9 protein-coding genes are annotated in these 14,800 nt (G+C 68.4%); 2 read left to right on the forward strand and 7 right to left on the reverse strand.

The genetic code is table 11. The features are described from left to right. Positions 1-25 precede the first annotated feature (25 nt). From SYV04_RS39520 to SYV04_RS39545, 6 genes are read right to left on the reverse strand one after another with little or no spacing between them, the layout of a single operon-like run. Positions 26-1,843 carry an IucA/IucC family protein gene (locus tag SYV04_RS39520; protein ID WP_321551255.1) on the reverse strand — a complete coding sequence of 606 codons (1,818 nt, stop codon included), beginning with the start codon at positions 1,841-1,843 and terminating at the stop codon, positions 26-28. Further along, on the reverse strand, positions 1,840-3,054 hold the full coding sequence (locus SYV04_RS39525) for an MFS transporter (protein ID WP_321551256.1): 1,215 nt from the start codon (positions 3,052-3,054) through the stop codon (positions 1,840-1,842). The genes SYV04_RS39520 and SYV04_RS39525 overlap by 4 nt, the downstream gene beginning before the upstream one ends. Further along, a complete protein-coding gene (locus SYV04_RS39530) occupies positions 3,051-4,379 on the reverse strand; it encodes a lysine N(6)-hydroxylase/L-ornithine N(5)-oxygenase family protein (protein WP_321551257.1) in 1,329 nt (442 codons plus the stop codon). The genes SYV04_RS39525 and SYV04_RS39530 overlap by 4 nt, the downstream gene beginning before the upstream one ends. Continuing rightward, positions 4,376-6,790, reverse strand: coding sequence for a GNAT family N-acetyltransferase (locus SYV04_RS39535; protein WP_321551258.1), 2,415 nt, complete (start codon positions 6,788-6,790; stop codon positions 4,376-4,378). Before SYV04_RS39535 ends, SYV04_RS39530 begins: the two co-directional genes overlap by 4 nt. Beyond that, positions 6,783-8,321, reverse strand: coding sequence for a pyridoxal phosphate-dependent decarboxylase family protein (locus SYV04_RS39540; RefSeq protein WP_321551259.1), 1,539 nt, complete (start codon positions 8,319-8,321; stop codon positions 6,783-6,785). Before SYV04_RS39540 ends, SYV04_RS39535 begins: the two co-directional genes overlap by 8 nt. Beyond that, on the reverse strand, positions 8,318-9,760 hold the full coding sequence (locus SYV04_RS39545) for an aspartate aminotransferase family protein (RefSeq protein ID WP_321551260.1): 1,443 nt from the start codon (positions 9,758-9,760) through the stop codon (positions 8,318-8,320). The genes SYV04_RS39540 and SYV04_RS39545 overlap by 4 nt, the downstream gene beginning before the upstream one ends. Before the next feature lie 234 nt (positions 9,761-9,994). Between SYV04_RS39545 and SYV04_RS39550 the strand changes: the two genes are divergently transcribed. Together SYV04_RS39550 and SYV04_RS39555 are read left to right on the forward strand one after the other, a co-directional pair. Beyond that, positions 9,995-11,125: a PepSY-associated TM helix domain-containing protein gene (locus tag SYV04_RS39550; protein ID WP_321551261.1), complete on the forward strand. Its 1,131-nt coding sequence runs from the start codon at positions 9,995-9,997 to the stop codon at positions 11,123-11,125. 41 nt (positions 11,126-11,166) lie between these two features. Further along, positions 11,167-13,467: a TonB-dependent receptor gene (locus tag SYV04_RS39555; protein ID WP_321551262.1), complete on the forward strand. Its 2,301-nt coding sequence runs from the start codon at positions 11,167-11,169 to the stop codon at positions 13,465-13,467. A gap of 15 nt (positions 13,468-13,482) precedes the next feature. Here SYV04_RS39555 and SYV04_RS39560 read toward each other — a convergent pair whose 3' ends face one another. Continuing rightward, positions 13,483-14,664 (reverse strand): SRPBCC family protein, encoded by a 1,182-nt coding sequence (locus tag SYV04_RS39560; RefSeq protein ID WP_321551263.1) that lies wholly within the window; start codon positions 14,662-14,664, stop codon positions 13,483-13,485. Between the last annotated feature and the right edge of the window lie 136 nt (positions 14,665-14,800).

Genomic DNA, 14,800 nt, shown 5'->3' on the forward strand with positions numbered 1-14,800 from the left:
GGGGAGCGGGAGGGAGCGGCGGGCCTCAGGCCGACCGCGACAGGGGGTTGTCCACGTGGCCGATGAGGATCGCCTTGGGCCGATCGCTGTCGTCGCCGTAGCCGTAGTCGAGCAGGCGGAAGCGGTTCAGGCAGATCTTCTCGAAGCTCGGGGCCTGGAGATCGAAGAGCGAGAAGCGCTCCTTCAGCTCCGGGAAGCGGCGCTGGTGCTGCTCCACCTGGTCGCGCACCAAGTCCCAGAAGGCCCGCTCCGAGAACCCCAGGTGCGTGGCCAGCACGTCCGACAGGTAGCGGAAGTGGCAGACGAACAGCCCGGTGAGGATGTGCTGGCGAAGCTTTTCGCCCGGCACCTTGATGAGCACCTCGGGGAGCTTGCCCGGCAGCTTCTCGCGCTCGGGGATGGGCTCGGTGCTCAGGTTCACGTCGTCGATGAAGTCCTTCATCGCGAGCCGGACCGGGGCGAAGTCCTTCACCACGAGGACGGCGTTCTCACCGTGCGGAGAGAAGGCGAGCCCGTAGTTGTAAAGGAAGTGCAGCAGGGGCGGCAGCACCGCGCCGAAGAGGCGCTGCAGCCACACCTTCGTCTCCAGGCCCGAGCGGCGGATCAGCTCGGCCACGAAGGGCTGGCCCTGGTGATCCACATACAGCAGCGAGGCCATGGTGAAGGCGCGCTCACCCTCCTTGAGGGAAGGCGCGAGGCTCTGCCGCCAGATGGCGCCCAGCAGCTCGTGGAAGTGGTACGGCGCGTCCTGGACCTGCTCGTAGTACGCGTGGGGATAGTTGAGGCTCGCCACCTCGCCCAGCAGCACCAGCCCACACTCCTCGGTGAGGAAGCGGTCCTGCGCGAGCACGCCCTGGAACCAGTGGGTGAGCTCGGGAGCCGCCTCGGTGCGGTCCCCGGGCAGGCCGCGGTACACCGCCGTGTTGAGGATGCTCAGCGGCAGCTTGACGTAGCGCTTCTCCGGGGAGTGGATGTTGACGAACGTCCGGATGGACTGCTGCGGCAGGTAGTGGTCCGGCCCCTGGGACTTCAGCGGGACGATGTCGCCCCGGGCGATGTCAGCAGCGAACTCGGGGATGATCTTGTTCGTCCACTGCCACCGATGCACGGGCAGGAAGAGATAGTCCTCCGCGCGGTGTCCCTTCTCGGTCAGCTCCGCCCGGAAGTTCGCGAGGACCTGCTCGCCCAGTTCCTGGCGCATGAGCACCTCGTGCTCCAGGCCGGGGACGGCGCGGTAGTGGGCCTTCTTGCGGCTCACCGCCACCCACGCCATCGTCGACGGCTGCTTCTGCTCGGGGGCGTAGGCGAGGTAGTCGTCGTAGCCAAAGCCCAGGCGGCCCTTGTTGAAGACCATGGCGGGGTGACCGGTCATCTCGCCTTCCACCTGCCCGTAGCCCATCTCGGCGATCTGCTGGGAGGACGGGCTCCGGTCGGTGGCCAGGTGCGTGTCCGCCATCAGCGTGTTGCTCAGCTCCTTGAGCAGATAGGCGGTGTTGAAGGGCTTCATGCCGATGGCCTCACGCGCATCGAGCACGAACTTCAGGGCGTCCTCCGCCGGAGCGGCCACTCCTGCCTCCGAGCGCCGCAGCGACTCGGGAAGAACGCGGTAGTTGCCCAGGATGCGGCGCTGCCCATCGAACAGGTACGCGCGCCCTTGGGGGAGCTCGAGCCGGAAGCGCACCTGGTCGCCCTGCTTCTCGATGATCTCCGCCTGGAGGAGCCCCTCGTAGAGGAACTCAGACAGCATCTTCGCGATGAGGGCGCGGTTGACGGCGCTCCAGATCTCGGGGCGCAGCGCGCCTCGCGGATCGAGCAAGGGGCCGGTGTTGTCTGCTTTCATCATTTGACTGCTCCTTGAAGAACGGGGATTGCGACCGGGTCCTTGCGACCCTGGAACACCACGGCCGAGGCGAGGATCAGACTCAAGGCGAAGGCCCCCACGGCGGCCCAGAACGGAGCCACGAGGTTCGCCTGGCCCACCAGCTCCGAGGCCAGCAGCGGCGCTCCGAGCAGCGCGGCGTTCTGCCACGCGACGGAGAGGCCCACGCGCAGGTGGAGCCGGCCCTCACTGCCCGCGCTGAACAACCGGAGCTCGAGGATGGACTGGGCGATGATGACGCAGAAGCCGAACATCACCCGGCCCGCGAGCAGCAGCACCCAACCCGAGCTCACCGCCTGCAGCACCAGCCCCACGACGAGCAGGCTCACGCTGCCGATGTAGAACGTCCGATGCTGCCCCGGAGCATGGAGCCGGCGGACCCAGGGCATGGCGACCAGGGCCATGGCGCTCGGCACGAGGAAGAGGACCCCGGCCATCGTGGTGGACAGTCCGTACCCCTCCGCCGAGGAGACGTACTGGGTGAAGTAGGGCCGGATGACGTTAAGGCCCAGGTGGAAGCTGATGAAGCACAGGCCCAGGGCGGCCATCCATCCCCAGGAGGCAGAGGGCGCCGCGTTGGCGGCCTCCGCCGGAGCCTGCCGCACCATCTTCTTCAGGCGCAGCGCGTACAGGCACAGCCCCAGCAGGACGATGTCGAGCACGGCCGCCGGGTAGAAGATCCACAGGGGCGAGGGCATGTCGATGACCCAGGCGCCGCAGAGGGACGAGGCGATGATGGCCAGATGCACCGCGGCCTGGAGCTTGCCGACGGCGGCCGCGCGCCCCTCCCCTCCCGCCAGCTCCAGGAGCAGGGAGTAGACAAGCATGTAGCTGCTCTTGAAGATCAGCAGCAGCACGGTGAGCACGATGAACTGCTGCTCATCCTGAGCCAGCGCACACAGCGCGGTCAGCACGGCGGTGAAGAACTGCCCCACCGCGAGCAGCACGGTGGCCGAGTAGCGGCGGGCCAACAGCCCCCACAGGGGGCCGCAGAGCATGACCGTCAGGCGGCAGATGGCGATGAAGCGCCCGGAGAACTCCAGGTCGCCCACGCCGAACACCTTGGCGAAGAACTGGGGATAGAACGGCGACAGCAGCGTCTCGGTGAAGACCTGCAGGAAGCCGCACACCAGCAGGATCCACTGGGCCCGGCTCATGGAGGGAGACCCGCTCATTCCGGTGCTCCGAACTCGAGGAACACGTTGCGCTCGCGCGTCTTGTAGACCTCGCGGCCCAGCAGGGAGTTGATGATGATCGAGTTGCGGTGCGCGCCAAGGCCCAGGTCCGGCGCTCCCACGCCGTGGGTGTGGATCTCTCCGTTCTGCACGAAGATGTGGTTGGCGCTCTCCTCGCGCTGCGCGACCCGGTAGTCGCTGCCCACCATGTAGCGGCCCTGCTCGTCCCAGCGAATCAGGGGGCGAAGCTCGGACAGGAAGCCCGGCACCTGGGCGCGGTAGCCGGTGCCCACCACGACGCAGTCGGTGTCATGGTGGAACTCCTTGTCCTGCTGGCGCTGGCGGAGCTGAAGCCGGAAGCGGTTCGGAGCACCGGGGGTCTGCTTCGCGGACATCACCTCGCACAGGGCGCGCATCTGCACCGCGGGCACCTCTCCGCCCACCGACCGCTCGTACAGCAGGTCATTGATGGCGGCGAGCGTGGAGGTGCTCATGCCCTTGTAGAGCAGATCCTGCTGGGGCAGGACCCGGTCCTTCACCGCCTGGGGCAGGCCGTGGAAGTAGCGGGTGTACTCGGGCGAGAAGTGCTGGAGGCCGAGCTTCGTGTACTCCATGGGGTGGAAGCCCGAGGAGCGGGTGAACCACGAGAGGCGGAAGCCCTGCTCCTTCTGCTCCTGGAGCAGCGTCAGGAAGCACTCGCCCGCGCTCTGCCCGGAGCCGATGACCGTGATGGAGCGCGCCTTGCGGCACTGCTCCCGGTTGCCGGAGAACTCCGCGGTGTGGAAGACGGCGTCGGAGGGCAGGCCCTTGAAGCAGTCGGGCATGATGGGCGTCGTGCCCACGCCCAGCACCAGGTGCCGAGCCCGGTACCGGTACGCCTGGCCCGCGGCGCTGCGCGCCTCCAGCTCGTAGAAGCTCTCCCCACCCTCGCGCACCTTGCGGATGCTCGACACGCTGCGGTCGAACTGGCAGCTCTCCAGCTGCTGGGAGACCCACTGGCAATAGTGGTCGTACTCGGTGCGGGGGATGTGGAAGTGCTCGTAGAAGTAGAAGTGGTAGAGGCGCCCCATGTCCGCCAGGTACTTCAGGAAGCTGAAGCGACTGGTCGGGTCGGCCATGGTCACCATGTCCGCCAGGAAGGGCACCTGCAGGGAGGTGCCCTCGAGCAGCATGCCCTCGTGCCAGCGGAAGGAGGGCTTCTGCTCCAGGAACACCGCCTTCACATCCCGCACGGGCTCCAGCAGGGCCGCGAGCCCCAGGTTGAAGGGGCCCAGGCCGATGCCGGCGATGTCATAGAGGGGAATCGAGGAGGACGTGGGGCTCATGCGCGCTCCTGGGGGAAGTACTTCTCGCGCCGATAGAACAGGAGGGCCGCGCGCTTGTCGGGCAGCTCCACCTCCATCTGCACCTCACCGCCGCACTGCTTCGCCACCTCGAGCACGAGGCGGTTGCGCGCATCCGGCTCCCCGACGACCCGCTCCGTCTCCGGGTGGAGGAACATGTACTCCGTGAAGGCGCGCAGCATCGCCACGGAGACCTTCCGCTGGAGGAACTCGAAGGGCCCGATGAGCAGGTGGCAGCCCTGATCCGTGGGGTGGACCGGGTAGTAGCGGCCGAGGATGTCGTCCACCACCCAGTAGCGCTCCCAGTAGCTCATGGGCACGCCATCGATCATTCCGATGTAGAGCGTGTGGTGCGCATCCTCCAAGGCCCGGCGCAGGTACCGCTCGATGACCGGCAGCGGCTTGGCCATGTTCCAGAACGGCTCCACGTGCTCCAGGTTCATCCACTCGTGGATGAGGTGGAGATCGCGCGCGTACTCGAGGCGGCGGAAGCCGATCCACTTCTGGAGGGACTCGTCGAACTTCGCGAAGACCCAGTCCGGCTGCCAGAACGGGCAGCCCGGGTTCTGCGTCATCGCCGGCACCTTCCGCTCGATGCAGAAGGGGTTCTTCACCTCGACGTAGACCGACTGCACGGCCACGGGCGCCAGCAGCTCATCCAGCCCCTGCAGCCGGGTGAGCAGGTTCGCCTTGCAGCGCAGCGTCCGCGTGGCCAGCACGCGCCGAACGAAGGGCGAGAGGCTCTTGCAGGCCGCGTCGATGTCCCAGAGGGACTGGCGCAGCTCGGCCAGCAGGGCCCGCTCACCCAGCACGCCGTCGGAGCCCAGCGCCCCGACCATGCCGAGCATGTTGTTGATGATGAGGTAGTAGCCCAGCCGCTCGTCGACGAGATCCTCGGGGGCCACCGCCTCGCTGGCGATGCCGAGCTCCGGCAGGTGCTTGCGGAGCTGCGAGATGGTGGTGTCCCGGTAGTAGACGCCCTGGTTGTCCCGGTAGTAGGCGCGGTGGGGGTAGCCGTCCTTCAGCTCCAGCACCGTGTTCTGCTGGTGCGCCTCCAGCCCGAGGCCCCGGCACAGGTGCATCCAGCAGAACGGGTGCAGCGTCACCGACAGGAACTTCCGGAACCACTCCCGGGCTACCGTCTCCACCGGCCGCTGTTCCTTCTCGGCCAGGAGTCGGATGATCTGGCCCGCGCGGGTACCACCGTCCTCCGGGTTCTCCGCGCACAACGTGGCCAGCGGAGTGGCGTTGATGTGGCTGTCCCCGGGAAAGGGGTTCTCACGCATCACGCACGAGAAGCCATCCAGCACCTTGCCCTCGTGGACCACCGCCACGTAGGCGGGATCGCCGATGACCTTGAACTGGGGGAAGCGCTCCTTCAGCTCGGTGCCTAGGGGGCCTTCCATCAGCCGGTACAGCTCCACGCCGCGCAGCAGCTCCTTGAACAGGTTCACCCGCTCGGAGTTGGTGATGCGCACCTGCAGGGACAGCTTGAACATGAAGGGGGCGTCCGCGTGGTACACGGTCCGCACCGAGGAAGTGGGCTGGAACGCTCGGCCCTGGGTGCCCAGATCCTTCAGCAGCCCCTTGGCGAGCAGCTCCTTCACCGGCGTCTCCTGGAGCAGCTTCTGCGCCTGCCAGGGGTGGACCGGGATGAGCACGAAGCCGCCCTCCTGGCAGTGCGCCTCCTTGAAGGAGCGTGGCACCTCGGCGTCCTCGCGCAGCATCTTCTTGATGAGCGTCGAGGCGCTCTCCGCGAGGGCCGAGTCCTGCCGCACCACGGAGGGATCGGCCGCGAAGTAGTGGAGGGCGAAAGCCCCGCCCAGCTCCGGGGAGTACCGCTCCAGCTCCTCTCCCTCGAAGCCGCTGCGGCTCTTGGGGGTGGGGTGCAGGGGGTGGCCGGTGAGCAGGCCCTGCTCGGCCTCGATGAAGGACAGCTCCGGCCCGAACAGGCGCGGCAGATCCTCGGAGCGAGCCTCCAGGAAGGTCGCGATGTTCTCGCAGCTATCGAGCGCGCGGATGCGCAGCTCGTCCAGCGCCACGGGATCCGCGCCACGCACCCGTGCCAGATCCGTCGTCACCAGGGTGACGAAGTCATCGAAGTTCATGGGATGCAGGGAGCCAGCCCCCACGGCGCGGCTGAGCAGCGGGAAGGCGTACCGGTGGTGGCCCGTCTCGGAGAAGTAGGCCACGGGAGCCCACACCTCCGTGGCGTCCTTCTCGAAGGGCAGCCGCGCCACGCTCTTCACCCCGCGCTTGCGCAGGTGCTGCCGGAGCGCCGTGTCCAGGCCGCCCTCGTCCACGTCGATGAGCGCCCACCCCGACGTCTCACGCAGATAGCAGTTGAGGAAAGTCCGGAGCGACACCTGCTCCGCGAGTTTGTTGTCACCCATGATTCGCCTCCTCGAGCTCCCGGCCAATGCGCCGCACGTCTTCCAGCAGGCCCGCGACATGGGCCCGCGTCGTTCTGGGGTTGAGCAGGGTGAACTTCAGGTAGCGCACCCCGTTCACCCGCGTCCGCCCCACCACCGCCATGCCCCGGTTCCACAGCACGTCCCGGATGCTCGCGTTGAGCTGATCCAGCCGCTCCTGGCTCTTCACCCGCGAGGGGCGGTAGCGGAACACCACCGCGTTCAGCTCGGGCTTTCCCGCCAGCTCCAGCTCCGGCGTGGCGGAGATGAGATCCGCGACGTCCGAGGTCAGGTCCACCGTGTACTCGACCAACGAGGCCAGGGTGCGGCGCCCCAGGGACTGGAGGCTGACGAACACCTTGAGCGCATCGAAGCGCCGCGTCGTCTGGACGGACTTCGTCACCAGGTTGTCGACGCCCGCCTCTTCCTCGTCCTCGGGGTTGAGGTAGTCGACGTTCAGCTTGATGTTGCGGAAGAGCGCGCCGTCCCGCACCAGGAAGGCCCCACAGCTCACCGGCTGGTAGAAGAGCTTGTGGAAGTCGATGGTGACGGAGTCCGCCAGCGAGAGCCCCTGGAGCCTGTCCCGGAACCGCTCGCTCAGCAGGAGCGCGCCGCCATAGGCCGCGTCCACGTGCAGCCACGCCCCATGCTTCCGGGCCAGCTCGGAGATCGCGGGGAGCGGATCAATGCTGCCGAAGTCCGTAGTCCCCGCGGTGGCCACCACCGCGAAGGGCAGCAGCCGCTCATAGCGCATCACCTCCAGGTACCGAGCCAGTGCCTGGGGATCGAGGCGGTGGCGCTCGTCGCTCTCCACCGCGACGACCGCGCTCTCACCCAGCCCGAGCAGCGCCGCCGCCTGGACGACGCTGAAGTGGGCCTTCTGCGAGCAGAGGATGCGCAGGCGATGGGACTCCAGGGGAAGCCCCTCTTGCTGCACATCCCAGTTCAGCTTCTCCTGGCAGAAGTGGTTGCGGGCTAGCAGCAGGCCCATGAAGTTCGACAGCGTTCCGCCGCTGGTGAAGACACCGTCCGACCCGGCGCCGAAGCCCGCCAGCTTCCCCAGCCACTTCACCACCTGCTGCTCCACGACGGTGGCCGCCGGCGCCTGGTCCCACGAGTCCATGGACTGGTTCGTCGCGGAGATGAGCGTCTCCGCCGCCAGGGCGGGCACCAGCGTGGGGCAGTGCAGGTGCGCCACGGTGGCCGGGTGCGAGACCCAAACCGAGTGCTGCAGGATGGCCTCGCGGACATCCTTCATCACCGCCTCGAGCCCCCTGCCCTCCTCCGGGCACGGGTCCATCGCCGTAATGGCCTTGCGGACCACCTCGGGGCTCGCGCCGCTGTAGGGCTTCTTCTGCCACGCCGCGCTCCCCTCCAGCGCCTTGAGCGCGGTGGAGATCGCCGCCTGGAAGGAGGCCTGGCTCTTCTCCGACGGGCAGACGAAGAGCCGCTCGAGCAGATCCGGCCCGAGCTCCTCCTGGGGGACGGGTTTCCTGGCCACCGCGGTCGTCATGACGGCGACGCCTCGCTGGTGCCCAGGGCCTGCTCCGCCGCGGCCACGGCCTCGCCGACGATCTCCCCGACGCGATCCACCTCGGCCGCGGTGATGATGAGCGGCGGCAGGAAGCGGATGACGCTGCCATGGCGCCCGCCCAGCTCCAGGATGAGGCCCCGGCGCAGGCACTCGGCCTGGATGCGGCGAGCCATGGACGTGTGCGCCGGGTAGCTGCCCATCGCGTTGGCGCGGCGCGAGCTGTCCACCACCTCGACACCCACCATCAGGCCGCGGCCACGCACCTGGCCGATGCAGCGCGACTTCTTCTGGACGGCCTCCAGGCGCTCCCGGAGACGCGCGCCCATCCGCTCCGCGTGCTCCACGAGGTGGTTCTCGCGGATGAAGCGCAGGGTCGCCGTGCCCGCCGCCATGGCGAGCTGGTTGCCACGGAAGGTGCCGGCATGCGCGCCCGGTCCCCAGCGGTCCAGGGAGGAGCGGTACACCACGACTGACAGCGGCAGGCTGCCGCCAATGGCCTTGGACAGCACCAGCACGTCCGGGAGGATTCCGGACTCCTGGAAGGCATAGAGCCAGCCGGTCCGGCCGAAGCCCGTCTGGACCTCGTCGATGATGAGGGGGATGTCGCGCTCTTGGGTGATGCGGCGCACCTCGCGCAGCCACTGCGCCGGAGCCGGGATGCAGCCGCCCTCGCCCTGGACGACCTCGAGGATCATCGCCGCGGGAGGGAGGATGCCGCTCTCGGGATCATCGAGCAGGTGCTCGATGTAGTGGCTGCTGAGCTGGTGCCCCTCCTCGCCGCCGCGCCCGAACGGGCAGCGGTAGTCATACGGGAAGGGCAGGAAGTGCACCTCCGGCATCAGCCCGCCGACCTCACGCTTCGGGCCCAGGTTGCCCATGAGCGCCAGCGCGCCATGCGTCATGCCGTGGTAGGCCCCATGGAAGGCCATGACGCCGGTGCGCCCGGTGGCCGTCTTCACCAGCTTGAGGGCCGCCTCGATGGCGTCCGCGCCAGAGGGGCCGCAGAACTGGATGCGGCAGTCCTTGGCGAACTCCTCGGGCAGGCTCGCCAGCAGCTCCCCCATGAACTCGTCCTTGGTGGGGGTGATGAGATCCAGCGTGTGCAGGGGCCGGCGGTGGGCCAGCATGTCCTGCAGCGCCTCGATGACCACCGGGTGGTTGTGCCCCAGGGCCAGCGTGCCCGCGCCCGCGAGGCAGTCGATGTACGTGCGCCCATCGGCGTCCTTCACGTACACGCCCTGCGCCTCGACCAGGGCCAGGGGGAGCTTGCGCGGATAGGAGCGCGCGTTCGACTCGCGCTGCGTCTGCCGCTCCAGATAGGGCGCCGAGAGCGGTGCCGGCTCGTCGTACGGAAGACTCGGAACCGAACCGCCCCCATCCTTCTGCTTCCCTGCCTGCGACACCGCTTGCTCTCTCATGGAACCTTTACTCCCCGTGGGATTTTGATTTTGAATTTCAACATCAAAATCATCGCGGCGAGTGATTACAAGAATCGCTATCAATTCGTCAAGTTCGGAACTTGAGGAGTCCCAGGAGGTCTCTGTCTGCAATCCCTACCCAGGCAGACATGTGTCTTGACAACTCGGTGAGTTCTAGAGTATGAAAATGATAATGATTCGCATTTTCATCTGTACCCAAGGGGTCGAGCTGCCATGAGGCTTCGCCGGTTCCTCTTCAAGGTGCACCTGTACGCGGGCCTCACGGTGGGCGCCGTCCTCGTCGTGACGGGCCTGACGGGCGCGGTGCTGGTGTTCGAAGAGGAGCTGGAAGGGGCCCTGGATCCCGAGGTGCGGCGGGTGGTGCCCGGCCCGGAGCGGGTCCCCTTCTCCCAGGTGCTCGCGGCGGTGGTGGAGAACCAGGGCGGAACCCAGCCGCGCATGTTGCGAATCCCCGAGCGCCACGATGCGCCCATCGAGGCCTGGATGGGGGGAGGACGCGACGCGGTGAAGGTCTACGTCAACCCCTACACCGCGCAGGTGCTGGGCTCCCGCAATCCAAGTGACAGCGTGGTGGGCATCGTCCGAGACCTGCACATCCGCCTGCTCGCGGGAAAAGCGGGGGAGACGGTGGTGGGCGGACTGGGCGTGGCCCTGCTGCTGCTGAGCGTGACGGGGATCATCGTCTGGTGGCCGGGGCGGCGGAAGCTGGCCGAGGGCTTCAAGGTGCGCCGCCCCCTGCGCTGGCGGCGCGGCAACTTTGATCTGCACAAGGTGAGCGGAGCAGTCACCTTGGTGTTCCTGCTGCTCGCGGGGCTGACGGGGACGGCGCTGGTGTTCCCCGCGCCCTTCCAGTGGATGCTGAAGCCGCTCCAGGCCAGCACGCCCAAGGCCACGCCGACGCCGCCAGGGCCTGCCACGGGCGAGCCGCTGTCGCTGGACGCGCTGATGGCCGTGGCGTCCCGGACGATGCCCGGCGCCCACCCCACCCGCATCGAGCTCCCCGCCACGCCGGATGCGGCGCTCAAGGTGCGCATGCGCTTTCCGCAGGAGCCCCACCCCAACGGGATGAGCTTCGTGTTCGTGGATCGCCACAGCGGCGCGGTGCTGTACGCGGAGAGCGCGTTGAAGGCCTCCGCGGCCTCGCGGCTGATGGCGCTGCGCTACCCGATTCACATTGGCCAGATCGGCGGCATGGTGACGCGAGTGCTGGCGGTGCTCACCGGGCTGTCGTTGGTGGGCCTCTTCTTCACGGGACTCTTCCTCTGGCACGCGCGGACCCGAGCCACTCCGGCCCCGCGGCCCGCGCAGAGCTCTACCCCTCCCACTCAGCCCAGCATGAGCTGAGCCCTCTCCTCTCCCTTCTCACCCCCCTTGGAACATCGTCCATGAGTTCTCCTCGCGACCCGCGCCGCCTGGCGCCCCGTGTGGCCATCTTCCTGATCACGCTGTCCTCCCCTCCTCTCTGGGCACAGGAACTCCCCGCGGCACCTTCCACCGAGACAGCTCCCGCCGAGCCCGCTGCCGAGGCTCCTGCCCCTGCGCCCGCTCCCGCCCCCACGGCGGTGCCCGCGCCCACGGCCGTGCCCGCCCCGGAGCAGCAGGCCCAGACGCCCAAGGACGCCGCGTTCTCCGAGGACATGATGGTGACGGCCACGCGGAAGCCGGAGAACATCGCCACCATCCCGGGCTCCGTGACGGTCGTCTCCCACGAGGAGCTCGTGACCCAGGCCCAGATCTCCCAGCGGAACCTGGGCGACACGTTGGGCAAGCTCGTCCCGGGCCTGGCCCCGGGCAGCCAGAGCGCCAGCACCTTTGGCCAGACGCTGCGTGGCCGCAACGTGCTGGTGCTGATCGACGGCGTCCCCCAGTCCTCGGTGCGCAGCGTGCAGCATGACCTGCTGGGCATCGACCCGTCGGCGGTGGAGCGGATCGAGGTGGTGCGCGGCACCACGGCCATCTACGGCGAGGGCGCCTCGGGTGGCATCATCAACGTCATCACGCGCGCGCCCCAAGGGGACCAGGGACTGAAGCTCACCACGGACCTCCAGGTGGAGAGCTCTCCCCGCAGCTTCTCCTCGGGCCTGGGCGGCACGCTCTCCCAGTCCGTGGATGGCTCGCTGGGGAAGATCGTGAGCTACGGCCTGACGGGCTCCTTCTCGCGCACCGGCGGCTACTTCGACGCGCAGGGTGATCGCATCCCGGCCGATCCGCATGGACAGGGAGGCCTGGCGGACACCAACGGCTTCAATCTCTTCGGCAAGGTGGGCGTGCGGCTCACGCCCGAGCAGCGCCTGCGCTTCAGCGCCAACTACTACCAGGGCGAGCAGGACACCCGCTACACGTCAGACCCCTCGGTGAAGACGGCGCCCCCGCTCTCGCAGAAGGCGCTGTCGCTGGAAGGGCTGGAGCTGTCGGATCCGCAGGGCACGCGCAACGCCGTGCTCTCGCTCACCTACGATCACGACCAGGTGCTGAACAGCACGCTGCACGCGCAGCTCTACTACCGCGACCACGAGTCGCGCTTCTTCCCCTTCGATGGACGCGCCTTCGCGGCCATGGGTGGCAACATCACCCAGTCGCGCCTGGCGACCCAGAAGGCCGGTGGCCGGCTGGAGATGGGCACCCCGCTCCCCTTCGGGCTGGATGTGCTGTGGGGCCTGGACGCCTCGCGGGAGAACACCTCGCAGCCCGTCACGCTGATGGATCAGCAGCTGTTCGCCGAGAGCAGCGGGCGGGCCTTCCAGTCGGTGGGCGAGAGCATGTGGGTGCCGGAGATGGCGCTCTCCACCGTGAGCCTCTTCACCCAGCTCGAGTGGAAGGCGCTCTCGCTGCTGTCCCTGCGCGCGGGCGTGCGCTACGAGCACACCGGACTGAACGTGGATGACTATTCCACGCTGGCGGGGGACGCCATCGAGGGCGCGTCGCTGTCCTTCAACCGGGCGCTCCTCAACGCGGGCGTGGTGGTCGGAGGGGCGCAAGGCATCAACGCGTTCGCGAATGTCTCGCAGGGCTACTCGCTGCCGGACGTGGGGCTCATCCTGCGCGGCGCGCCGGCCGGCTCCAGCGTGGCCACGCTCAACACCGCGCCGCAGGCGGTGGACCTGCTGGAGGTGGGCGTGCGCGGCAACTGGGAGTCGGTGCAGAGCTCGCTGTCCCTCTATTACAACCGCTCCGACCTGGGCACGAGCTCCGGAGGCCTCAGCGCCCCGGTGATTCGCGCGCCCGAGCGCGTGTACGGAATGGAGGCCACGGTGGACGTGCAGCCCATGGAGCGGCTGAACCTGGGCACCACCTTCACGTGGCTGGAGGGCCAGCTCGACAAGCTGGATGACGGGAACTACACCTTCCTCAACAGCTACCGGATTCCGCCGCTGAAGGTCACCGGCATCGTGCAGCACGAGACGCTGCCGGGCTGGCACAACATGGTGCAGCTGGTCTTCTCGGGCCACCGCAACCGCTTCCCCACCAGCACGGCCTATGGGGAGCGCAAGGTGGACAGCTACTTCACGGTGGATCTCTCCACCAGCCTGAAGGCGGGGCCCGGCCAGCTCCGGGTGAGCGTCGCCAACCTCTTCAACCGGCAGTACTACACCCGTGAGTCCCAGCTGCTGCGCACGGGCGCCAACGACAGCTATGCCGCGGCGCGCGGCGCCGTGGTGAGCGCCGGCTACACGATGACGTACTGAGCCCTCACGGAAGGCTCAGTACACCCAGGTCTCCACGCCCCGCCCCGGGACCAGCTCGTCCCGGGAGACGGTCTCGTGCCCCGTCGCCTTGCCCAGCTCCATCAGCGACTTGAGCCGCAGCAGGTCGTCGTCCATCTGCTTCTTCGGGTCGGCTCCCAGCAGCTTGGCGAACGCGTGCCCGATGAGCCCCGCGGGCGGGTTGTAGGACAGTCGGATGTCCAGCCGCGTCCGACCCTCCCCCAGGTCCTCGAAGTGGATGATGCCCGCGTTCTCCACCATGGAGCCCTCGACGCTCTTCCACGCGAGCACCCGCCCCGGGTCGAGCCGGGTAATCACCGCGTCCCACTCGAAGACGATCCCCGCCGGCCCCCGCACCTTCCAGCGCGAGTGCCCTTCCCCGGTCACCTCCACCTCTTCCACGTGGCTCATGAAGCGCGGGAAGTTGTGCATCGCCTGCCAGAAGGCGAACACCTCGTTCACCGGCGCCCGCAGGGTGATGTCCTTGTGGAACGTCAGCGCCTCCGGCCCCGCCCCCACGCCCGTGAGGCGCTTGAGCTCGAGGTTCGTCAGGCTCCGCAGCCCCAGCAGCAAGCTCACCCCTCCCAGCACCGGCGCCGCCTTGCCCCCACGCGAGAGGCCGTACCCGAGCAGCCCCACGCTCCCGAGCCCCACCAGGAAGCGCGCCGTCGGTGACCAGGAGCGCTGCAGCAACTCGGGGCGGCTCCCCGGCCGCGTCGCATCTCCCTGGAGATCCGGGTGATGTCCCGCGTGCTCGTGGACCTCGAGATCGTCATCGATCTCCCGCACGCCTCGCACGCGCCGGACGCAGGCGAGCACCCGCTTCGACTCGCTGGCCAGGATGGGCCCCTTCAGCTCCACCTGGCCGTGACGGCAAGCCACCTGGATGGCTCCGGGATGGGAGCAGACCCGCCCCATCGCCGAGCGCACCCGCGCCTCCAGCGTCACGTCATCCACGTCCTCGGGGTGGAGCTTGACCCGTCCCCGGTACAGGAGCCCTCGCGCCCGGTGGGACATGTCCCGGCGCACCACCTCGAACGCACTCCGCACCCCATGCAGGAGGTGCAGGGCCTTCTCCCGGACATGGGCGCGGCGCACCCTGCCGCTGCGCGGATCCGCCCAGTACATCAGCCCCGCTCCGAGCCCCACGCCACCGATTGCCCACCCTGCTCTGGTCATGCGTCTGGCCTCCTGTAGGTCCCCACCCACTCAACGTGAAGGCGCCATGTCCACCGAGCAGCAGCCAAGGAAGGGAGCCCCTCCATGACCGTCGCATCGGAAGGGAGACACATGCATTCCGCACCGGGGGTGCGCA

Origin of the sequence: Hyalangium ruber (assembly GCF_034259325.1) — a bacterium.
In the GTDB taxonomy this organism is placed as follows: Bacteria; Myxococcota; Myxococcia; order Myxococcales; family Myxococcaceae; genus Hyalangium_A; species Hyalangium_A rubrum.

Excerpts from the sequence above, each read along its gene's own strand:
- SYV04_RS39520 (WP_321551255.1), bottom strand. The coding sequence starts at position 1,843 with ATGATGAAAGCAGACAACACCGGCCCCTTGCTCGATCCGCGAGGCGCG.
- SYV04_RS39525 (WP_321551256.1), bottom strand. The coding sequence starts at position 3,054 with ATGAGCGGGTCTCCCTCCATGAGCCGGGCCCAGTGGATCCTGCTGGTG.
- SYV04_RS39530 (WP_321551257.1), bottom strand. The coding sequence starts at position 4,379 with ATGAGCCCCACGTCCTCCTCGATTCCCCTCTATGACATCGCCGGCATC.
- SYV04_RS39535 (WP_321551258.1), bottom strand. The coding sequence starts at position 6,790 with ATGGGTGACAACAAACTCGCGGAGCAGGTGTCGCTCCGGACTTTCCTC.
- SYV04_RS39540 (WP_321551259.1), bottom strand. The coding sequence starts at position 8,321 with ATGACGACCGCGGTGGCCAGGAAACCCGTCCCCCAGGAGGAGCTCGGG.
- SYV04_RS39545 (WP_321551260.1), bottom strand. The coding sequence starts at position 9,760 with ATGAGAGAGCAAGCGGTGTCGCAGGCAGGGAAGCAGAAGGATGGGGGC.
- SYV04_RS39550 (WP_321551261.1), top strand. The coding sequence starts at position 9,995 with ATGAGGCTTCGCCGGTTCCTCTTCAAGGTGCACCTGTACGCGGGCCTC.
- SYV04_RS39555 (WP_321551262.1), top strand. The coding sequence starts at position 11,167 with ATGAGTTCTCCTCGCGACCCGCGCCGCCTGGCGCCCCGTGTGGCCATC.
- SYV04_RS39560 (WP_321551263.1), bottom strand. The coding sequence starts at position 14,664 with ATGACCAGAGCAGGGTGGGCAATCGGTGGCGTGGGGCTCGGAGCGGGG.